At 67.4% G+C, this 19,721-nt stretch carries 18 protein-coding genes and 2 tRNA genes; 9 read left to right on the top strand and 11 right to left on the bottom strand.

What is annotated here, in order from left to right:
- The first annotated feature begins 165 nt into the window (after positions 1 to 165).
- Both H1R19_RS15575 and H1R19_RS15580 read left to right on the top strand, forming a co-directional pair.
- Entirely contained in the window at positions 166 to 411 is a 246-nt protein-coding gene (locus tag H1R19_RS15575) for an Lrp/AsnC ligand binding domain-containing protein (protein ID WP_219849500.1), read from the top strand.
- Positions 412 to 483: 72 nt separating this feature from the next.
- Positions 484 to 1,107, top strand: a complete 624-nt coding sequence (locus H1R19_RS15580) for a DUF3515 domain-containing protein (RefSeq protein WP_219849501.1) — start codon at positions 484 to 486, stop codon at positions 1,105 to 1,107.
- A gap of 28 nt (positions 1,108 to 1,135) precedes the next feature.
- On the opposite strand, the gene H1R19_RS15585 is transcribed toward H1R19_RS15580, so the two are convergent.
- Positions 1,136 to 2,143: an NAD(P)H-dependent glycerol-3-phosphate dehydrogenase gene (locus tag H1R19_RS15585; RefSeq protein ID WP_188327662.1), complete on the bottom strand. Its 1,008-nt coding sequence runs from the start codon at positions 2,141 to 2,143 to the stop codon at positions 1,136 to 1,138.
- Positions 2,144 to 2,288: 145 nt separating this feature from the next.
- On the opposite strand from H1R19_RS15585, the gene H1R19_RS15590 reads away from it, so the two are divergent.
- The 3 genes from H1R19_RS15590 (at position 2,289) to H1R19_RS15600 (ending at position 6,343) form a co-directional block, all read left to right on the top strand.
- Positions 2,289 to 3,083 (top strand): CofC family guanylyltransferase, encoded by a 795-nt coding sequence (locus H1R19_RS15590; RefSeq protein ID WP_219849502.1) that lies wholly within the window; start codon positions 2,289 to 2,291, stop codon positions 3,081 to 3,083.
- Between the two features lie 107 nt (positions 3,084 to 3,190).
- Positions 3,191 to 5,383 (top strand): RNA degradosome polyphosphate kinase, encoded by a 2,193-nt coding sequence (locus H1R19_RS15595; RefSeq protein WP_188327660.1) that lies wholly within the window; start codon positions 3,191 to 3,193, stop codon positions 5,381 to 5,383.
- Positions 5,384 to 5,425: 42 nt separating this feature from the next.
- Positions 5,426 to 6,343: an NUDIX hydrolase gene (locus H1R19_RS15600; protein WP_219849503.1), complete on the top strand. Its 918-nt coding sequence runs from the start codon at positions 5,426 to 5,428 to the stop codon at positions 6,341 to 6,343.
- A gap of 119 nt (positions 6,344 to 6,462) precedes the next feature.
- Here H1R19_RS15600 and H1R19_RS15605 read toward each other — a convergent pair whose 3' ends face one another.
- From H1R19_RS15605 to leuC, 3 genes are all read right to left on the bottom strand, one after another.
- The gene (locus H1R19_RS15605) at positions 6,463 to 7,089 is read right to left on the bottom strand and encodes an HU family DNA-binding protein (protein ID WP_219849504.1); all 627 of its coding nucleotides are present in this window, start codon (positions 7,087 to 7,089) and stop codon (positions 6,463 to 6,465) included.
- A 174-nt stretch (positions 7,090 to 7,263) separates the two neighbouring features.
- Complete coding sequence (gene leuD, locus H1R19_RS15610; protein WP_188327657.1) at positions 7,264 to 7,857, bottom strand: 3-isopropylmalate dehydratase small subunit; 594 nt, start codon at positions 7,855 to 7,857, stop codon at positions 7,264 to 7,266.
- A 171-nt stretch (positions 7,858 to 8,028) separates the two neighbouring features.
- Positions 8,029 to 9,465, bottom strand: a complete 1,437-nt coding sequence (gene leuC, locus H1R19_RS15615; protein ID WP_188327656.1) for a 3-isopropylmalate dehydratase large subunit — start codon at positions 9,463 to 9,465, stop codon at positions 8,029 to 8,031.
- A gap of 96 nt (positions 9,466 to 9,561) precedes the next feature.
- Between leuC and H1R19_RS15620 the strand changes: the two genes are divergently transcribed.
- Together H1R19_RS15620 and H1R19_RS15625 are read left to right on the top strand one after the other, a co-directional pair.
- Entirely contained in the window at positions 9,562 to 10,296 is a 735-nt protein-coding gene (locus tag H1R19_RS15620; protein WP_188327655.1) for an IclR family transcriptional regulator, read from the top strand.
- 46 nt (positions 10,297 to 10,342) lie between these two features.
- Positions 10,343 to 10,840 carry a PPOX class F420-dependent oxidoreductase gene (locus H1R19_RS15625; protein ID WP_188327654.1) on the top strand — a complete coding sequence of 166 codons (498 nt, stop codon included), beginning with the start codon at positions 10,343 to 10,345 and terminating at the stop codon, positions 10,838 to 10,840.
- Positions 10,841 to 10,971: 131 nt separating this feature from the next.
- Here H1R19_RS15625 and H1R19_RS15630 read toward each other — a convergent pair.
- From H1R19_RS15630 to H1R19_RS15650, 5 genes are all read right to left on the bottom strand, one after another.
- Positions 10,972 to 11,044, bottom strand: a tRNA-Glu gene (locus H1R19_RS15630).
- Positions 11,045 to 11,097: 53 nt separating this feature from the next.
- Positions 11,098 to 11,169, bottom strand: a tRNA-Gln gene (locus H1R19_RS15635).
- An 86-nt stretch (positions 11,170 to 11,255) separates the two neighbouring features.
- A complete protein-coding gene (gene gltX / locus H1R19_RS15640; protein WP_219849505.1) occupies positions 11,256 to 12,734 on the bottom strand; it encodes a glutamate--tRNA ligase in 1,479 nt (492 codons plus the stop codon).
- A 61-nt stretch (positions 12,735 to 12,795) separates the two neighbouring features.
- On the bottom strand, positions 12,796 to 13,620 hold the full coding sequence (locus H1R19_RS15645; RefSeq protein ID WP_219849506.1) for an alpha/beta fold hydrolase: 825 nt from the start codon (positions 13,618 to 13,620) through the stop codon (positions 12,796 to 12,798).
- The gene (locus H1R19_RS15650) at positions 13,617 to 14,387 is read right to left on the bottom strand and encodes a fumarylacetoacetate hydrolase family protein (protein ID WP_188327651.1); all 771 of its coding nucleotides are present in this window, start codon (positions 14,385 to 14,387) and stop codon (positions 13,617 to 13,619) included. Before H1R19_RS15650 ends, H1R19_RS15645 begins: the two co-directional genes overlap by 4 nt.
- Before the next feature lie 141 nt (positions 14,388 to 14,528).
- Here H1R19_RS15650 and H1R19_RS15655 point away from each other — a divergent pair, with 141 nt between their 5' ends.
- Positions 14,529 to 15,758 (top strand): MFS transporter, encoded by a 1,230-nt coding sequence (locus H1R19_RS15655; protein WP_188327650.1) that lies wholly within the window; start codon positions 14,529 to 14,531, stop codon positions 15,756 to 15,758.
- A gap of 119 nt (positions 15,759 to 15,877) precedes the next feature.
- Here the strand turns inward: H1R19_RS15655 and H1R19_RS15660 are convergent, their stop codons facing one another.
- Both H1R19_RS15660 and serA read right to left on the bottom strand, forming a co-directional pair.
- Positions 15,878 to 16,888 (bottom strand): 3-isopropylmalate dehydrogenase, encoded by a 1,011-nt coding sequence (locus tag H1R19_RS15660; protein ID WP_188327649.1) that lies wholly within the window; start codon positions 16,886 to 16,888, stop codon positions 15,878 to 15,880.
- Positions 16,885 to 18,480: a phosphoglycerate dehydrogenase gene (serA, locus tag H1R19_RS15665; RefSeq protein WP_188327648.1), complete on the bottom strand. Its 1,596-nt coding sequence runs from the start codon at positions 18,478 to 18,480 to the stop codon at positions 16,885 to 16,887. The genes H1R19_RS15660 and serA overlap by 4 nt, the downstream gene beginning before the upstream one ends.
- A 329-nt stretch (positions 18,481 to 18,809) precedes the next feature.
- Between serA and H1R19_RS15670 the strand changes: the two genes are divergently transcribed.
- Positions 18,810 to 19,475, top strand: a complete 666-nt coding sequence (locus H1R19_RS15670; RefSeq protein ID WP_188327647.1) for a chymotrypsin family serine protease — start codon at positions 18,810 to 18,812, stop codon at positions 19,473 to 19,475.
- Positions 19,476 to 19,721: the final 246 nt, after the last annotated feature.

Consider the following 19,721-nt stretch of genomic DNA (forward strand, 5'->3'; position numbering starts at 1 on the left):
CTCCGGTCGCGCGCGCACGGGGTTGTCGGTGACAATGTGTGCCACAGTGTATGGGGCTCGCGGCGGACCAGGTCCGGCGCGGCGCATGCACTGCCACACGATCGCGCACGCGCTGCACCGACGGATCCGACAGCCCGTGTCGGCAATGCGGCACAGACTGAGAGGATGTCCGTGGTTCAGGCATACATACTGATCCAGACCGAGGTCGGAAGGGCCGCGCTGGCGGCGGCGACCATCGCGGAGATCTCCGGGGTCGCCTCATCCGAAGAGGTCAGCGGACCGTATGACGTGATCGTCCGGGTGGATGCCGCCGATGTCACACACCTCACCGAGAACGTGGTTCCGCAGATCCAGAAGGTCGACGGGATCACCCGCACCCTGACCTGCCCGATCGTGACCAAGACTCGCTGATCGTCCCCGGCCGACCCGGCCACCGCAGATCCCGGCGAACACGCCGAGTCCGGCTGCTCCTAGTGTGGTGGCGTGATGTCAGCAGGTTCCGATGACACCCCCAAGGGCCCGGATAACGATGATCCCGACAGCCATGACCCCCACGACAGCCATGACCCCGACGACGGCGATGTCCACGACGCTCGCGGCCGGCTGAGCCCCGCACTGGTGGCGACCCTGGTGGCCGTCCCGATCATGGTCATCGCGGGCTTCATCACCTTCGCCGCGCTCCGGCCCGACCCGGCGACCCCCATCGAGTCGTATGCCTCGCAGGGCCCGGTGTCCGCGGAGTGCACGCGGCTGCTCGCCGAAGCGCCGGAGACCTTCGAGGGTTTCGGCGCCAAGGAGATCTCCGGTGACCGCGCGACCTGGCCCGCAGCGGGCGCCGGCGACAACATGACGTTGCGATGCGGAGTGGCGCGGCCCGCCGAGCTGGCACCGACCAGCAACTTGCAGGAGATCCACGCGTCCGGGCAGCCAGGCGTGCAGTGGTTCATCACCGACACCATCGACGGCGCCGGTCAGGCGTATGTCTGCGTCGACCATCGCCCGTACGTCGCGATGTGGGTGCCCGCGACGGCCGGCAACGGACCGATCACCGACATCTCCGGCCTGATCGCCCGCGTCCTCGATCGCGGGCCGCTGGACTTCGGCTGAGGGGCCTCTCTCGCGACAGCCCGGAGTCTCAGTCTCGGTAGATCTCCGGCTTGGTGCTACGGCCGAGCAACGAGCTGATGGCGTCGGCGACCGACGTCCCGTCGTGACAGACCCCGTGAACCGCATCCGTCAACGGCATCGGCACCTGATGCTTCTCCGCGAGGGCACGCACCGACGAACACGACTTCACCCCCTCGGCGACCTGCCCGTTGGTGGCTTCCTGGGCCTCGGCCATCGTCGCCCCCTCCCCCAGACGAGCCCCGAACGAGCGATTGCGCGACAGCGGTGACGAACACGTCGCCACGAGATCGCCGATCCCCGCTAGCCCTGCCAGGGTCTCGATCTGCGCGCCCACCGCGACACCGAGCCGGATGGTCTCGGCCAGCCCGCGCGTGATGATGGTGGCGAGCGTGTTCTGCCCGAAACCCACACCGCTGGCCATCCCGCACGCCAGCGCGATCACGTTCTTGGCCGAGCCGCCGATCTCGCAGCCGATCACGTCGGTGTTGGTGTACGGCCGGAAGTAGCGGGTGCTGAACGCGCTCTGCAGGGTGACCGCGCGGGACTCGTCCACGCACGCAATGACCGTGGCCGCCGGCTGCTCCTCGGCGATCTCGCGCGCGAGATTCGGGCCGGTCAGCACCGCGATCCGGTCGTCGGCGACCCCGGTCACCTCGGCGATGACCTCGCTCATCCGCAGCAAGCTGCCGGATTCGATGCCCTTGGCCAAGGACACCAGCGACGCCTCCGACCCGATGTACGGAGTCCACTGCACGAGATTGTCGCGCAGCGACTGCGACGGCACACCACACACGACGATGTCTGCGCCCATGAGTGCGTCCACCGGCGAGCTCGTCGCGGTCAGTTCCGGCGGCAACTCGATGCCGGGGAGATAGTCGGCGTTGGTGTGCTCGGTATTGATCGCCTCGGCCAGCTCGGGGCGTCGTGCCCAGATGACCGTGTCGGTCCCGGCGTCGACGAGGACCTTCGCCACCGAAGTCCCCCAGGAACCCGCTCCCATCACCGCCGCGCGCACCGCAACCTCCTCATGGGGTCCAACCACTCCGAATGCCACTCGCGGTCTCCGCAGACCGTCTGATCCCTGCTCACCCTAATGCCCCGCACCCGAGGACCTACCCGGAATGTCACCCACCACCGCCCGGTGCTCCATGATGGTCTGCATGGAACACAGCGCTGTCGAGGTCGACCCGGTGGACATCCACCCGGTGGACATCAACCGCGGCGCCGCCCCACCCGCGGCGACGACGGTCGCGGCGGTGCTCGCGGTCAAGAATCTGCACCGCGCGAAATCGCGGCTGGCCGCCACGCTGTCGACCGCGTCCGAGGGCGATGACCCCACCACCCGGGGATCCCTGGTGCTGGCCATGTTCCTCGACACCGTGGCCGCCCTGCGTGGCGCGGGTGTCACACGGATCGTCGTCGTCAGCCCCGACGACGAGGTTCTGGCAACCGCACGCCGGTCGGACATCCACGGTCTACCCGAGGCGCCGGCAGGCTCGTCGACGACGTCCGGGCTGAACGCCGCCTTCGGCTACGGCGCACGCTGGGCCCACGAGACCTGGCAGGAGTCCACCGACCTCCTGTTCGTCCAGGCCGACCTGCCCGCGGCGACGAGCGCCTCGTTCATCGAGGTGCTGCGCGAGACACCGCACCACCGGTCCGGTTTCGTCACCGACCGGGACGGCACCGGCACGGTTCTGCTCCACGGGTCTCTACTCCACAAGTCTCTACTGCAGGGGGCCGCCGATCCGCACGGGTCGCCCGTTCTCGACTGGACGCCGCGGTTCGGTCCGGACTCCGCGGCGGCACACCGGGCGGCGGGCGCGGTCGAACTCGATCCGGGCCGGCGGCGCTGGGCCGACCTGCGCACCGATGTCGACACCGCAACGGATCTCGCCGCGGCGCACGAATTGGGTCTCGGGGCACACACCATCGAGGCGTTGCGTCACCTCTGAGTGAGCGACGCCGGGCAGACCCGGCGAATCCGTCGACCCGCACGCCCCGGACCTCAGTCGACCCCTGACCATGCACGCCGGTCCTGACGATGGGTCATGATTGTCGGGTGAGCCCCGCTGACGACAACGCTTCGCAGACCCCCGTGGTCACCACGACACCGATCCCCAACGCACCGCCCGCCGCGACCCTGCTGCCCGACGAGTCCGCAGACCTCCCCGAGGATCGGTACCTCAATCGGGAATTGAGCTGGCTGGACTTCAACTCGCGCGTGCTGGCACTCGCCGAGGACACCTCGCTGCCACTGCTCGAACGCGCGAAGTTCCTCGCGATCTTCGCCTCGAACCTCGACGAGTTCTTCATGGTGAGGGTCGCCGGCCTGAAACGACGCGACGAGACCGGACTGTCGGTGCGGTCCGCCGACGGATTGTCGCCGCGCGAACAGCTGATGCGCATCGCCGGGCGTACCCAGACCATCGCCGATCGCCACGCCCGGGTCTTCCTCAATTCGGTCCGCCCCGCGTTGGCCGACAACGACATCTACGTGGTGACGTGGTCGCAGCTCACCGAAGAGCAGCGCGCCCGGATGGTCGACTACTTCTCCGACGAGGTCTTCCCGGTCCTCACCCCGCTGGCGGTCGACCCCGCACACCCCTTCCCCTACATCAGCGGGCTGTCCCTGAACCTCGCGGTGACCGTGCGCGACATCAACGAGACCGGCGAGCACTTCGCCCGAGTCAAGGTCCCCGACAACGTCAACCGTTTCATCCGCGTGGACCGGCACGCGCCGTATCGCGGCCCCGACGACACCAAGAAGCGTGCGGTGTATCTGCCGATGGAGAGCCTCATCGCGGCCAACCTCGGCACTCTCTTCCCCGGCATGGAAGTCGTTGAGCACCACGCGTTCCGGATCACCCGGAACGCCGACTTCGAAGTCGAGGAGGACCGCGACGAGGACCTCCTCCAGGCCCTCGAACGAGAACTCGCGCGACGTCGTTTCGGTTCGCCGGTCCGGCTCGAGGTCGCCGACGACATGAGCGAGCACATGCTCGAGTTGCTCCTGCGCGAGCTCGAGGTCAACCCCGCCGACGTCATCCAGGTCCCCGGACTCCTCGATCTGTCATCGCTTTTCGAGATCTACGGCCTGGACCGGCCCCACCTCAAGGACCGCCCGTTCGTCCCCGCGACCCATCCGGCCTTCGGTGAGCGCGAGACGCCCAAGAGTGTCTTCTCGACGCTGCGCGACGGCGACGTCCTGGTCCATCACCCCTACGACTCGTTCTCGACCAGCGTGCAACGGTTCGTCGAACAGGCCGCAGCAGATCCTCAGGTACTGGCCATCAAACAGACGCTGTACCGCACCTCCGGCGACTCCCCGATCGTCAACTCGCTCATCGACGCCGCGGAGGCCGGCAAACAGGTCGTCGCCCTGGTGGAGATCAAAGCGCGGTTCGACGAACAGGCGAACATCAAGTGGGCGCGCAAACTCGAGCAGGCGGGCGTCCACGTCGTCTACGGGCTCGTCGGGCTCAAGACTCACTGCAAGACCTGTCTGGTGGTGCGCCGCGAGGGTTCGACCATCAAGCGGTACTGCCACATCGGCACCGGCAACTACAACCCGAAGACCGCACGACTCTACGAGGACGTGGGCCTGCTGACGGCCGCGCCCGACATCGGCGCCGACCTGACCGACCTGTTCAACACCCTCACCGGATACTCGCGTAAACGGGAGTACCGCAACATCCTCGTTGCGCCCCACGGCATCCGCGCCGGCATCATCGCCCGGATCAATCGTGAGATCGAACTCTTCCGTGAGGGTGACACACGCGCGCGAATCCAGCTGAAGGCGAATGCTCTCGTCGACGAGCAGGTCATCGACGCGTTGTATCGCGCCTCGCAGAGCGGCGTGCCCGTGGACGTCGTCGTTCGTGGCATCTGCGCGCTGCGGCCGGGCATGGAGGGGGTCAGTGACAACATTCACGTGCGATCGATTCTCGGCCAGTTCCTCGAGCACTCGCGAATCCTGCATTTCGGTGCGCAGAACGAGTATTGGTTCGGCAGCGCCGACATGATGCACCGCAACCTCGACCGGCGCGTGGAGGTGATGGTGAACGTTCGCGACGACCGGCTCGCCGGCGAACTCGGCGAGATCTTCGCCTCGGCGCTGGACCCGCGTACGCGCTGCTGGGTCCTGCACTCCGACGGCAGTTGGGTGGCCTCACCCGCCGAAGGTGAAGAGGTCCGCGATCATCAGCGACAGATGATGCGCCGCAATCGTCGTCGGCCGGACACCAACTCGTGACCCGCACCGGTCTGTAACCTTCGACGCCTAACATCACCCACGATGGCGAAGACAACGAAGAGTGTGTGGGCCGCTGGCGGAGTGGTCTGGCGGCCGGGAATGTCGGGTTCCACTGCGGCCGCGGATCTCGAGCTCGCCGTGGTCCACCGGCCCCGGTACGACGACTGGACCCTGCCCAAGGGCAAGGGCGAGTCGGGCGAGACGCTGATCGACACCGCGGTACGTGAGATCGCCGAGGAGACCGGGCAACACGTCGTCCTGGGCCGGTACCTCGACGACGTCCACTACGACCTCGGCAGCACGCGCAAGCACGTGCGCTACTGGTCGGCGCGTGCCACCGGGGGGACGTTCACCGCCGGTCACGAGGTCGACGACCTCCGCTGGGTCTCGGTGGACAAGGCACGAAAGTTGCTGAGCTACCCTCTCGACCGGGCGATCCTGCAGGAGTTCACGCGGTTGCCGGCGGACCTGCACACCTTCTTGTTGGTGCGGCATGCGAAGGCCGGGCGGCGGTCGAGGTACAAGGGCGACGACCGCCTGCGGCCCCTGGACAAGGTCGGCCGTGCCCAGGCGGCGGCGCTGGTTCCGCTCCTGCTCGCTTTCGGGGCGGCGCGCATCCATGCCGCCGACCGGGTGCGATGCGAACAGACCCTGGAGCCGTTGCGCGCGCGGTTGGACACCGAACTGCACATCGAGCCCGACCTGTCCGAAGAGGCCTACCGCACGAATCCGACAGCGACGCAACGTCGAATCCGCGAGCTCGCGTCCGAAATGCCGGAAACCCTGGCTGTCTGCAGCCAGGGCAAGGTGATCCCGCCGCTCATGGACTGGTGGGCGGAACAGGACGGAATCTCGTTGCCCAAGGCATCGAATCGCAAGGGCAGCGTGTGGGTTCTGTCCCTGGACGACGGCCGACTGGTGGCCGCCGATCACATCGCCAGTCCGCTGCCGACCGACTGAACCGTGCTCACCCGGCGCTCCCCGCCCCCGGATTCGCCCACCCCCACATACAGTTCAACCCCTGGCGGGGGAAGTACACCAGGGGTTGAACGAACGTGCTGGCCGCGTGAGCGGGTGGGTCAGCGGCGAGTGGCCTTCTTGGCCGGAGCCTTCTTTGCCGCAGTCTTCTTGGCCGGAGCCTTCTTTGCCGCGGTGGCCTTCTTTGCCGGAGCCGCCTTCTTGGCCGGGGTGGCCTTCTTTGCCGCCGTGGTCTTCTTGGCCGGGGTGGCCTTCTTGGCCGCCGTGGTCTTCTTGGCCGGCGTGGCCTTCTTGGCCGCGGTGGTCTTCGCCGGAGCCTTCTTGGCCGCGGTCTTCTTGGCCGGGGTGGCCTTCTTGGCCGCGGTCTTCTTGGCCGGTGCAGCCTTCTTCGCCGCCGTGGTGGTCGTGCCGCTACCGCGCTTCACAGCCGGACCGGTCGCGGCGAGCTTCTGCTTGCCGGCCACGACGGCCTTGAACTGCGCGCCCGGACGGAACGCCGGGACCGACGTGGCGCGGACCTTCACGGTCTCGCCGGTGCGCGGGTTGCGAGCGACGCGCGGTGCGCGCTTCCGCTTTTCGAATACGCCGAAGCCGGTGATCGTCACGCTCTCGCCCTTGTTGACCGCGCGCACGATCGTGTCGACGACGAGCTCGACGGCTTCTGTCGCAGTCTTGCGATCCGCGTCGAGCTTCTTGGTCAGCTCATCAATGAGCTCCGCCTTGTTCATGAGTACCTCCGCAAGCTGATCTGACCGAGTTTTCGGCCAGCTATCCACACACGGTAAACGTCGAATTTGAAAACGTCCATCTTCCACGCCAATTAAGACGCCGTGTTGCGAAATCGCATGGGAGCTCACGCCGGTCCCGACCGCTACGAGACCGCCCGCCGCGCGGCGCGTCGATCAGTCGGAGAGGGTGCGCGGCTTGAACGACGGACGTGACGCCTCATACTCGGAAATGCTCTCTACCTGGCGCAACGTCAGGCCGATGTCGTCCAGACCCTCCAGCAGACGCCACCGCGTGTAGTCATCAATTGCCAACGGCACCACGAGGTCTCCGGCAGTGACGGTCTTATCGACAAGGCTCACCGTCACTTCCAGACCGGGACTCTCCTCGAGACGCTTCCAGAGCAGCTCGACGTCGGACTGCTCGACCTGGGCGGCCACCAGGCCGGCCTTGCCCGCGTTGCCGCGGAAGATGTCGGCGAAGCGCGACGAGATCACCACGCGGAAGCCGAAATCGGACAGGGCCCACACGGCGTGCTCCCGCGAGGAGCCGGTCCCGAAGTCGGGCCCGGCCACCAGGACAGACCCGCGGCTCCAGGGTTCGTTGTTCAGGATGAAGTCGGGATCGGTGCGCCACCCGGCGAACAGACCGTCCTCAAAGCCGGTGCGCGTCACCCGCTTCAGGTAGACGGCCGGGATGATCTGGTCGGTGTCGACGTTGCTGCGTCGCAGCGGGACGCCGATGCCGGTGTGTTCGGTGAACGGTTGCATTGTTCAAGTCCCTGTTCGAATGATCTGTCTGGGATGGAGGTTCGTGGTGCGTGCCGCCGCGATACCCGGCGACGGTCGAGGCAACACGTTGGCAGTCAGCGACATTGGCCGCCCTGGCCGTTGTCGCACCGAGCCATTGGTTGCAAGGCGAAACTGTCTCGGTTCCGTGACTCAACCGAGATCGGCGGGGGCGGACAGCGTGCCGCGAACGGCAGTGGCGGCCGCCACCTCCGGGGAGACGAGGTGTGTTCGCCCACCCTTGCCCTGTCGCCCTTCGAAATTGCGGTTCGATGTCGACGCGCAGCGCTCGCCGGGGGCGAGCTGGTCGGGGTTCATCCCCAGGCACATCGAACACCCGGCCTGACGCCATTCGGCACCGGCGCCGAGGAAGATCTCGCCCAGCCCTTCCTCTTCGGCCTGCGCGCGCACCCTCATCGAGCCGGGCACGATGAGCATCCGCATCCCGTCCGCGACCTTGCGGCCCTTCAGGATGCCGGCGACGGCACGCAGATCCTCGATGCGGCCGTTGGTGCACGAACCGACGAACACGGTGTCGACCCTGATGTCGCGCAGCGGAGTTCCCGGCTCCAGATCCATGTACTCGAGCGCCTTCGCCGCGGCGCTCGCCTTGACCTCGTCGCCGTAGTCGGCCGGGTTCGGCACCGTCGCACCCAGCGGCGCACCCTGACCCGGGTTGGTACCCCAGGTGACGAACGGGGTCAGTTCCGTGGCGTCGATGTGGACCTCGGCATCGAACGTGGCATCCGGATCGGTGCGCAGACTGTCCCAATAGGCAACAGCAGCATCCCAATCGGCACCCTGCGGGGCATGCGGCCGACCCTTGAGGAATTCGTAGGTCACCTCGTCGGGCGCGATCATCCCGGCACGGGCACCGGCCTCGATCGACATGTTGCAGACCGTCATCCGGGCCTCCATCGACAGTTTCCGGATCGCCTCGCCGCGGTACTCGAGCACGTAGCCCTGGCCTCCGCCCGTGCCGATCTTCGCGATGATCGCCAGGATCAGATCCTTGCTCGTGACCCCCGGCGGCAGTTCGCCGTCGACATTGATCGCCATCGTCTTGAACGGGCGCAGCGACAGGGTCTGGGTCGCAAGCACATGTTCGACCTCACTCGTACCGATACCCATCGCGATCGCCCCGAAGGCACCGTGGGTCGCGGTGTGACTGTCGCCGCACACAACCGTCATCCCGGGCTGGGTCAGACCCAGCTGCGGGCCGACCACGTGGACGATGCCCTGCTCGGCGTCGCCCATGGGGTGCAGGCGGATTCCGAACTCCGCGCAGTTGCTGCGGAGCGTGTCGACCTGCGTGCGGGACACGGGATCGGCGATGGGTTTGTCGATGTCGACGGTCGGGACGTTGTGGTCCTCGGTCGCGATGGTCAGGTCGGGGCGTCGGACCGGCCGACCCGCCAGGCGGAGGCCTTCGAACGCCTGCGGACTGGTGACCTCGTGCACGAGATGGAGGTCGATGTAGATCAGGTCGGGATCGGTGTTCCCGGACGCATCGGCATCGCCGGGTACGACGACGTGGTCACGCCACACCTTCTCGGCGAGAGTAAGCGGCTGGGCTGGGCTGTTGCTCATGGCTGCACTCGATATCTTCTCGGGTTCCACGGACGGCGCACGCTCTCGGCTGGCGATCGACGTGCATCTCACTATTTGGACAGCTAGTATCGTCCTATGGGAAAGGATAGCGCATCCGAGATCAGCAGCGGAATCGGTGTGCTCGACAAGTCCGTGGCTGTATTGCACGCGATCGCCGAAGCTCCGCGCAACCTCTCGGAGCTGTGCGAACGCACCGGCCTCCCCCGCGCGACCGCACATCGACTCGCCGTCGGCCTCGAGACCCACCGCTTCCTCACCCGCGACGTCACCGGGCGCTGGCAGCCCGGCCCCGTCCTCGGCGAACTCGCCTCCTCGGCACACGATTCGGTGACCGAATCGGCACTGATGGTCCTTCCCCGACTGCGCGACATCACCGGCGAGTCCGTTCAGGTCTATCGCCGCGAGGGCGCCGAGCGGGTGTGCGTCGCCGCCATGGAACCGCCCACCGGACTTCGGGACACGGTCCCGGTCGGCACCCGGTTTCCGATGAGCGCGGGCTCGGCGGCCAAGGTCCTGCTCGCCTGGGCCGAGCCGAGCACCCAGCGCGCGCTGCTGCACGACACCGTCTTCAGCGAGCGCACCCTGCACGAGATCCGGCGGCGCGGTTGGGCGCAGAGCGCCGGTGAGCGAGCCGCAGGCGTGGCGAGCGTCTCCGCACCGGTCCGCGACGGCAACGGCGATGTGGTCGCCGCGATCTCGGTCTCCGGCCCCATCGACCGGATGGGTCGCCGCCCCGGCGCGCGGTGGGCAGCCGATCTGCTCGCCGCCGCGGACGCGATCCACAAGCGACTGCAGACCTCCCGCGCCTGAGGCACTTACGGTTCCACCCGTCCGCGCCGTCGGCTAGCGTCGAGGAATGGGAGTCAATCAACGCAATCAGATCGTCATGTCCGAGACGGAGATCGACGAGTTCGTCACCCGCAGCCGCACGGCCACCCTCGCCACCACGGGCCCCGACGGCGGCATCCACCTCGTCGCGATGTGGTACGGGATCATCGACGGCGAGATCTGGTTCGAGACCAAGGCCAAGTCACAGAAGGCGGTCAACCTCCGCCGCAACAATCGCTGCTCGGTCATGATCGAGGACGGCGACACCTACGACACACTCCGCGGCGTCGCCTTCGAGGGGACCGCCGAGATCCTCGACGACCCGGACTCGTGCCTGCGGGTCGGCATCAGCGTCTGGGAGCGCTACACGGCCCCCTACACCGAGGAGTCGCGGCCGTTCGTCGAGCAGATGATGCACAAGCGCGTGGCCGTCCGTGTCGTACCGTCGCGGACGCGCTCCTGGGATCATCGCAAACTCGGCATTCCCGAGATGCCGGCGTCGGGCAGCACCGCCGAATTCTTGTGAGCCCCATGCCCTGAGCCATACCTGCCCGCCGACCGGGCATGTCGCGTGTGACCTTCGCGACATGCCCGACAACCCATGTCCCGCACAGCAAAACACCCTCCCTCTGCGCTGCAGAGGGAGGGTGTTTGTTGTAGCCCCGACGGGATTCGAACCCGCGCTACCGCCTTGAGAGGGCGGCGTCCTAGGCCGCTAGACGACGGGGCCATGGAACTTCCGGCGATCAAGACCTTAGCACGGTCTCGATCTCTTTCTGTCCGCTGGGGTACCAGGACTCGAACCTAGAATGGCGGTACCAGAAACCGCTGTGTTGCCAATTACACCATACCCCATTGGCTTGGTTTTCCCCGGGGAAAACTGCCGAGAAAGAGAGTATCAAAGGGTTACCGGAAGTCCACAAACGTGCAGGTCAGAGCCGCTATTTGGCCGCCATCTCCCGTGCTGCGGCCAACCGCGCGAGGGTCTTGTCGCGGCCAAGGATCTCCATCGACTCGAACAGCGGAGGACTGATCTGCGAGCCGGTGACAGCGACTCGCACCGGACCGAACGCCTTGCGTGGTTTGAGCCCCAGATCGTCCACCAGAGCGGCGTTCAGAGCGTCCTGCAGGGCAGAGGTGGTGAAGGAGTCCAGAGACTCCACAGCGGCGATCGTGGCGTCGAGAACGGGCACCGCATCGGCGCCCAGGTTCTTGCTCGCCGCCTTCTCGTCGATCGTGAACTCGCCATCGGGCACGTAGACGAACGCGATGAGGTCCCAGGCGTCACCGAGCACCTGGATTCGTGTCTGCACGAGTTCGGCCAGCGCGGCGAAGACCACGTCGTCGATCGGCTCGGCGAGCTTGCCCTGCGTGATCAGGTAGGACTTCAGCCGCGCGGTGAAGTCGCCGACCTCGAGCCTGCGGATGTGTTCGGCGTTGATGGCGTCGGCCTTCTTCTGATCGAACCGCGCCGGATTCGAATTCACCTGCCGCACATCGAAAGCCGCGATCATCTCGTCGAGGCTGAACACGTCGACGTCACCGGAGTAGCCCCACCCGAGCAGCGCGAGATAGTTGAGCAGGCCCTCGGGGATGAAACCGCGGTCGCGGTGGTGGAAGAGGTTGGACTGCGGGTCGCGCTTGGAGAGTTTCTTGTTGCCCTCCCCCATCACGAACGGGAGATGCCCGAAGGCCGGCACGGCATCAGCGACGCCGATGCGGATCAGCGCGTCGTACAGGGCGAGCTGGCGGGGGGTCGAGGAGAACAGGTCCTCGCCGCGCAGCACGTGCGTGATCTTCATCGTGGCGTCGTCCACCGGGTTGACCAGCGTGTAGAGCGGATCGCCCGACGCCCGGGTGAGGGCGAAGTCCGGCACGGTGCCCGCCTTGATCGTCGTCGTACCGCGTACGAGGTCGTCCCAGGTGAGATCGGTGTCCGGCATACGCAGGCGCACAACGGGTTTGCGTCCCTCAGCCAGGTAGGCCGCACGCTGCTCGGCGGTCAGGTCACGATCGAAGTTGTCGTAACCGAGCTTGGGGTCGCGTCCGGCCGCGCGATGACGCGCCTCGACCTCCTCCGGTGTGGAGAACGCCTCGTAGGCCTCCCCCGCCTCGAGCAGTCGTGCGACGACGTCGGCATGCAGGTCGCGACGCTGCGACTGGCGGTACGGACCGTAGGGACCGCCCACCTCGGGGCCCTCGTCCCAGTCGAGACCGAGCCAGCGCAGGGCGTCGAGGATGGCCTCATAGGACTCCTCGCTGTCCCGCGAGGCGTCGGTGTCCTCGATGCGGAACACGAAGGTGCCGCCGTCGTGGCGGGCCTGGGCGAAATTGAACAGCGCGGTCCGCACGAGTCCCACGTGGGGCGTCCCCGTCGGAGATGGGCAGAATCGGACTCGTACAGCCTCACTACTGGTCATGAGGCTCAGCGTATCGAAGCCGCTTCACCGCCCGGCACCGCGTCGAGGGCGGCTGCCTTCGTCAGGCGCGGTGGCGACCGCAGAAGTCGACGAGAACCCTGTTCACCTCGGCGGGCTGCTCGAGATACCCGAAGTGGCCCGCGCGCTCGATCTCGAGGTACTCGGCCCCCGGAATCGCCTCGGCGACCTCCCTGGCCAGTTTCGGCGGCAGCGTCCGGTCATCGGCGAACCCGACGACCAGCGTGGGCCTGCTGATGCCGCGGTACTTCGCGAGCCGGTCCGCCTCGTGGTTGTGCAGTTCGAGTTGGGCCCGCACGCCCGGGGTGACCACCTGCGGCGAGAAGCCGATGATGTCGAGCCAGTCCCGTGCGGCGCGGTCGTCGTCGAGCGTGTGCGGAGAGAGGTTGAGGTGGGCGGTGATCGCGGCCTCGTACTCCGGCGGGAGCTTGATCTTGTTGTCGTACAGAGCGCGCTCGCCTGCCGAGATCGCTTCTTGCATAGGGGTGTTGCGTCCGTAGGTCGCGAGGAGCACCGCAGCCTTGACGACGTCGGGACGCGCCAGGGCCAGCTCCTGGGTGATGCGGCCCCCCAGCGAGGTCCCGATGACGATCGCGGGGCCGCGACCGAGGTGCTCGATCAGGGCCGCGGTGTCGGCGACCATGTCGTCGAGGGTGAAACCCTCCGCACACTCCGACGACGGGGCGATGCCGCGGTTGTCGAAGGTGACAACGGTGAATCCGGCCTTGACGAGTGCCGGTTCCTGATGGGCCTTCCACACGCGTCCGGGGCTTCCCGTCCCCATGACCATGACCACCAGCGGGCCGCTGCCGACCAGGCTGTAGGAGATGTCGATGCCGTTGACGTGCGCAGTGTTGGGCGCGGTCACTTGTCGACCACCGGATTGGAGAGGGTGCCGATGCCGTCGACCGTCACCGACACGCGTTGGCCGGCGACCATGGGTCCCACGCCTTCCGGGGTGCCCGTGAGGATGACATCGCCGGGGAGCAAGGTCATCACCCGCGTGATCCATTCCACGATCGCGCCGATGTCGTGGAGCATCAACGACGTTCGGGTGCGTTGTTTGACCTCACCGTCGAGTTCGGTGACGAGTTCGGCGTCGGTGGGGTCGAAGTCGGTCTCGATCCAGGGGCCGAGCGGGCAGAACGTGTCGTATCCCTTGGCGCGCGTCCACTGACCGTCGGCCTTCTGCTGATCCCGTGCGGTGACGTCGTTGGCGACGGTGTAGCCGAGGATCACATCTTTGGCCTGCGCAGCCTTCACGTCCTTGCACGGTCGGCCGATGACGATGGCGAGCTCGCCCTCGTAGTCGACCCGTTCCGACGACGGCGGGCGCACGATCGGGACCTCGGGTCCGATGATCGAGGTGTTGGGTTTGAGGAAGATGACCGGAGTGTCCGGTGCCTCACCGCCCATCTCCGCCGCGTGGGCCGCGTAGTTCTTGCCGATACAGATGACCTTGCTCGCAAGGATCGGGGCCAGTACTCGGACGTCGGCCATCTTCCAGGAGCGTCCGGTGAACGTCGGGGTGCCGAACGGATGCTCGGCGATCTCCTTGGCGACGGCGTCGTCGCCGACCCCTTCGACGGACACGAAAGCCACTCCGTCGGGACTCGCAATTCGACCTAAGCGCATGTGCAGACATTAGCGCACCGCCGATCCCACCCGTTGGGAGCCGAGTTGGGGCATGACACACCCGGTTCTAGAATATGGGCAGCCTGTTCCACATCATGAGACCGCGTGCCGCCGTGAGCGAGTCTTCGAGGGGGGTTTCGCATGGGTGTCACCGCCGATATCTCCACCGCCAGAAGGTGGGTCATCCTCGGCTGCTCCCTACTCGCCGCGCTGACCACCACGTGTGTCGTCAGTGGTATCGCATATCTGATTCCGGCCCTGCACACCGACGCCGGACTCACGCTGACCGCCGCGTCGACGCTCGCCGCGGTCCCGGTCATCGGGTTGACGGCGGCCACCATCGGGTGGGGAATCCTGTTGGACCGCTACGGCGAACGACGCATCCTGCTGCTGTCGCTGTCCATCTCACTGATCGGGGCGACCGGCGCAGCCGTCGCCGCAGCCGTCTGCGCGTCCTATGTCGTCGTGGGCGCCGCACTGCTGGTGGGAGGAATCGGCTCCGGAGCCGCCAACGGGGCGAGTGGCCGGATCGTGGTCGGCTGGTTCCCCGCCCACCAGCGTGGGACCGCCATGGGCATCCGGCAGATGGCGCAGCCACTGGGGATCGGCGTGTGCGCGCTCACCATGCCGGTCATCGCGGCAGGCAAGGGACCTGCTGCCGCACTGGCGATCCCGGCGATCGTGACCGCCGCAGGCCTCATCGCAGTGATGGTCGGCATCACCGACCCACCACGGCCACAGCACCGTGCGGCATCCGACGAGCCCGCCCACGCACCGTCGAACCCCTACCGCGGCAGCCTGTTCCTCGCGCGCGTGCACACCGTCAGCATGCTGCTGGTGATACCGCAGTCGATGATGTGGACCTTCATACCGACCTGGCTGATCGTGGCACACGAGTGGTCTCCCGCCGGTGCCGGAATCCTGATCACGGTGTCGCAGGTGACCGGGGCGCTCGGCCGGATCGTCGCGGGCAGATGGTCGGACGCGTGGCTGTCGCGGATGCGTCCGGTCCGGGTGATCGCCGTGGCCGGGGTGGCCTCCATGTGCGCTCTCGCACTTGCAGATTGGTTCGACAGTCCGCTCGCGCCGGCACTGATGACGGTGGCGTGCGTGATCTCTGTCGCCGACAACGGCCTGGCGTTCACGGCGATCGCCGAGTTCGCCGGACCCGAGTGGAGCGGACGCGGACTGGCCGTACAGAACACCGGCCAGTATCTGGTGACCGCGGCCACCACCCCGGCGCTGGGGGCGCTGATCGCCGCGATCGGGTTCCCGGTCGCCTTCGCCGTGACCGCTCTCGCGCCACTGATCGCCGCGCCCCTGGTGCCCCGCGATCCGCCGCTGCGAGCCGGCGAACCCGTCGACGCCTGAATCCGACGCAAACCCGCCGGCGACCGCCGGTGCACCACCCATGCACTGATGGCGGAACCCACCGCCCGATTCGGGGTGGTGGGTTCCGCCATCAGTGGTGGATCCGCGTAGCGGAACTCTCAGCTCAGGCGTTTGCGGATTCGCGTGCCGATCTCGGCGGTGCTGAACGTTCCGCTCCGGTCGGCGAGGTCCTCGGTGACCGCCTTCTCGATCCGCGCGGCGGCGTCCCGCTCGCCGAGGTGCTCGAGAAGCAACGCGACCGACAGGATCGCGGCGGTCGGATCGGCCTTGCCCTGACCCGCGATGTCGGGGGCCGAACCGTGCACGGGCTCGAACATGGACGGGTTGGCGCCGGTGGCGTCGATGTTGCCCGATGCGGCCAGCCCGATGCCGCCGCTCACCGCGGCCGCGATGTCGGTGATGATGTCGCCGAACAGGTTGTCGGTGACGATCACGTCGAAGCGGCCGGGATCGGTGACCAGATAGATGGTGGCCGCGTCGACGTGGCAGTAATCGGTGGACACGTCGGGGAACTCGGCGCCGATCTCGGCGACCGCGCGACTCCACATCGACCCGGCGAAGGTCAGCACGTTGGTCTTGTGGACCAACGTCAGCTTCTTACGGCGTTGCTGCGCACGCTGGAATGCGTTGCGCACCACTCGTTCCACGCCGAAGCGGGTGTTGACGCTCACCTCGGTGGCCACCTCGTGCGGGGTGCCGACGCGGATCGCTCCACCGTTGCCGGTGTACGGACCCTCGGTGCCCTCGCGCACGACGACGAAGTCGATGTCGGGGTCACCGGCGAGAGGCGAGGAGACACCGGGGAATCGGCGCGACGGCCGCAGGTTGACGTGATGATCCAGCGCGAACCGCATGGTGAGCAGCAGGCCGCGCTCCAGGACTCCCGAGGGCACCGACGGATCGCCGATGGCGCCGAGCAGGATCGCATCGTGGCGGCGAAGCGATTCGAGGTCGTCCTCGGTCAGCAGCTCTCCGTTGCGGTGATAGCGGCGCGCACCGAGATCGAACTCGGTGGTGCTCACCGCCGGTACGACCGCCTCGAGGACGCCCAGCGCCTCGGTGATGACCTCGGGTCCGATGCCGTCGCCGGCGATGACTGCGAGTTTCACGACAGGTCGACCTGTTCGATCAGGGTGGCCGAGACGGCGTCGCCGATCGCGGTGACGACATCGTCGTCGAGCGCACTGCTGACCCGCAGCATCATCGTGGCACCACCACCCTCGGCGTCCTGCGACAGGCCTGCTGCGAGGATGTCGATCCCGGCCTCGCCGAGCAGGGTGCCGATCTTGCCGAGCGAACCCGGCTGATCGTCGTAGCTGACGACGAGGTTGTGACCCTCGGCGCGGAGATCGAAGTTGCGTCCGTTGATGTTGACGATCTTCTCCACCTGGCGCGGCCCGGACAGGGTGCCCGAGACGTTGTGCACCGAGCCGTCGGCGAAGACTGCCTTCACGTCGACGACGCTGCGGTGGTTGGGGCTCTCCGGTGCGGTGGTCACCTCGCTGGTGACGCCGCGTCCCTCGGCGACGGCCGGGGCGTTGACGAAGGTGACCGGCTCGTCGAGCACGGCCGAGAACAGGCCGCGCAGCGCCGAGAGTCCGAGTACCTCGACATTGTTGGCGGCGAGCTCGCCGCGCACGTCGACCACCAGCGAGGTCGGCGGCTCCTTGCTGATGGCGCCGACGAGGACACCGGCCTTGCGGGCCACCTCGAGCCAGGGCGCGACCTCTTCGTCCACGGCACCGCCGGTGATGTTGACGGCGTCGGGCACGAAGTGACCGGCCAGTGCCAGACGCACGCTCTTGGCGACGTCTGTGCCGGCGCGGTCCTGGGCCTCACTCGTCGAGGCCCCCAGGTGCGGGGTCACCACGACCTGCGGGAGGTCGAACAGCGGCGAGTCGGTGCACGGCTCGGTGGCGAAGACGTCGAGGCCTGCGGCACGGACCTGTCCGGACTTGATGGCGTCGGCCAGCGCCTGCTCGTCGATGAGCCCGCCGCGGGCGGCGTTGACGATGACCACGCCCTTCTTGGTGCGGGCGAGCTGCTCGGCGCCGATCAGGCCGAGCGTCTCCGGGGTCTTGGGCAGGTGCACGGTGATGAAGTCGGCGCGCTCGAGGAGCTCGTCGAGCGACACCAGCTCGATGCCCAGCTGCGCCGCACGCGCGGGCGAGACGTAGGGGTCGTAGGCGATGACGTGGGTCTCGAAAGCGGCCAGACGAGCCGCCACGAGCTGACCGATCCGGCCGAGCCCGACGACGCCGACGGTCTTGTCGAAGATCTCGACGCCGTTGAACGACGAACGCTTCCAGGTCTTCTCACGCAGGGTCGCATCGGCGGCCGGGATCTGGCGCGCCGCCGACATCAGCAGGGCGACCGCATGCTCGGCGGCGGTGTGGATGTTGGAGGTGGGCGCGTTGACCACCATGACGCCGCGCTCGGTGGCCGCGGGAACGTCGACGTTGTCGAGACCGACTCCGGCGCGTGCGATGATCTTCAGCTTCTTGCCCGCGTCGAGCACCTCCGCGTCGACGGTCGTCGCGGAACGCACGAGGATCGCGTCGGCGTCGGCGACCGCCTCGAGCAGCTTGGGACGATCTGGGCCGTCGACCCATCGCACCTCGACACCGTCACCGAGTGCTTCCACGGTGGACGGCGCCAGCTTGTCGGCGATGAGTACAACCGGTCGGCCAGCAGAGCTCACAGTCTTTTCTCCAGGTTCGGGGCATACGATTTTTCACCAACGACGGTGCGGAGAGGTCGTCGACGTCTCCTGACGACAGCTTAGAGGTGTGGTACACGCCGTCGAGGAGGCGGTCTACCCCGAAACCCCAGGCGAGTCCGCGTTGCTGGGTAGAGTGTGACGGGCATTACGGATAGGTTGCCCTGAGCATCACAGAAGTGTTGCAAAGCGACCCCGGGTCGATCCCACGCCGGCGCGAATGGCGATGGCGCCCGGTACGGTGTGCTTGGCCGACTGCCGATATGGCCCGGCAGGCATTTCGGTGCCCTGAACTGAGAAGTGGAGTGCGGATGACGAAGAAGCTGACAGTACTGTTGGCGGTTTTGGCTGCGACGGTGCTGGCCGGCTGGGGAGGGGGCGTCGCGGTCGCCGCACCGGCGAAGATCTTCCTCGGGGGTGGTTCGGGAATCCTGGTGCTCAAGGGTGGCAACTCCGCGGCGGCGTGCACGCTCACCACAATCGGCCGGTCGAAGACCAACAAGCTCATCGGCGTCACCGCCGGGCACTGTGGCAACCCCGGCCAGAAGGTCTACTCGGAGACCTTCCAGGACCGCGGTCAGGCCGGCACCATCACCTACTCGGCACCCGACCTCGACATGGCGGTCATCGAGTTCAACCAGTCGCGGGTGGTGCCGCTGCGCACGGTGCGCGGAGTGACGATCCGCTCGGTCGATCCCCGTCCGCTCGCGTTCCCGACCATCGCCTGCAAGGAAGGCCGGACCACCGGCAACACCTGCGGCATCGCGTGGTTCTCCGACGGCGACATCCACGTCAGTCAGATGTGCGTGATCGAAGGCGACTCCGGCAGTCCGGTGGTCGTCGGTGATCGCCTCGTCGGCATGGTCAACGCCTACTACTTCCTGGGATGCATCGGGCCGGAGACCGGCACCAACATCAAGCCGATCCTCAACCGGATCGGGTCGCTCGACGCCTACAAGGGGTTCCGGGTCGCCTGACGACTCCGAGTCCCAGCCCCAACCGACGCCCCGGATGACTTGTCATCCGGGGCGTCGTGCTGTGTGCACCGGCGATCTGCGTTAGCCCGATCGATCGAGATTCTCCCGTATTCGGGCACTCCGCCGGCGATCGTGCGATCTTTGGACGCGTCGCGGCCCGGGCGCTCCGAGCGCCGCGCGGAGGAGGCGACATGAGCACGGTCGGCACGCCGTCGCCGGACGCCACATCGCGACTCGGGCTCGTCA

This window comes from Gordonia jinghuaiqii (genome assembly GCF_014041935.1).
Lineage (GTDB): Bacteria > Actinomycetota > Actinomycetes > Mycobacteriales > Mycobacteriaceae > Gordonia > Gordonia jinghuaiqii.

What these genes read in the sequence shown, in the direction of transcription:
- H1R19_RS15600 (WP_219849503.1), top strand. Translation starts at nt 5,426, where the DNA reads ATGGCGAAGACAACGAAGAGTGTGTGGGCCGCTGGCGGAGTGGTCTGG.
- gltX (WP_219849505.1), bottom strand. Translation starts at nt 12,734, where the DNA reads ATGACCAGTAGTGAGGCTGTACGAGTCCGATTCTGCCCATCTCCGACG.
- H1R19_RS15575 (WP_219849500.1), top strand. Translation starts at nt 166, where the DNA reads ATGTCCGTGGTTCAGGCATACATACTGATCCAGACCGAGGTCGGAAGG.
- H1R19_RS15650 (WP_188327651.1), bottom strand. Translation starts at nt 14,387, where the DNA reads ATGCGCTTAGGTCGAATTGCGAGTCCCGACGGAGTGGCTTTCGTGTCC.
- H1R19_RS15655 (WP_188327650.1), top strand. Translation starts at nt 14,529, where the DNA reads ATGGGTGTCACCGCCGATATCTCCACCGCCAGAAGGTGGGTCATCCTC.
- H1R19_RS15620 (WP_188327655.1), top strand. Translation starts at nt 9,562, where the DNA reads ATGGGAAAGGATAGCGCATCCGAGATCAGCAGCGGAATCGGTGTGCTC.
- H1R19_RS15670 (WP_188327647.1), top strand. Translation starts at nt 18,810, where the DNA reads ATGACGAAGAAGCTGACAGTACTGTTGGCGGTTTTGGCTGCGACGGTG.
- H1R19_RS15625 (WP_188327654.1), top strand. Translation starts at nt 10,343, where the DNA reads ATGGGAGTCAATCAACGCAATCAGATCGTCATGTCCGAGACGGAGATC.
- H1R19_RS15590 (WP_219849502.1), top strand. Translation starts at nt 2,289, where the DNA reads ATGGAACACAGCGCTGTCGAGGTCGACCCGGTGGACATCCACCCGGTG.
- leuC (WP_188327656.1), bottom strand. Translation starts at nt 9,465, where the DNA reads ATGAGCAACAGCCCAGCCCAGCCGCTTACTCTCGCCGAGAAGGTGTGG.
- H1R19_RS15605 (WP_219849504.1), bottom strand. Translation starts at nt 7,089, where the DNA reads ATGAACAAGGCGGAGCTCATTGATGAGCTGACCAAGAAGCTCGACGCG.
- leuD (WP_188327657.1), bottom strand. Translation starts at nt 7,857, where the DNA reads ATGCAACCGTTCACCGAACACACCGGCATCGGCGTCCCGCTGCGACGC.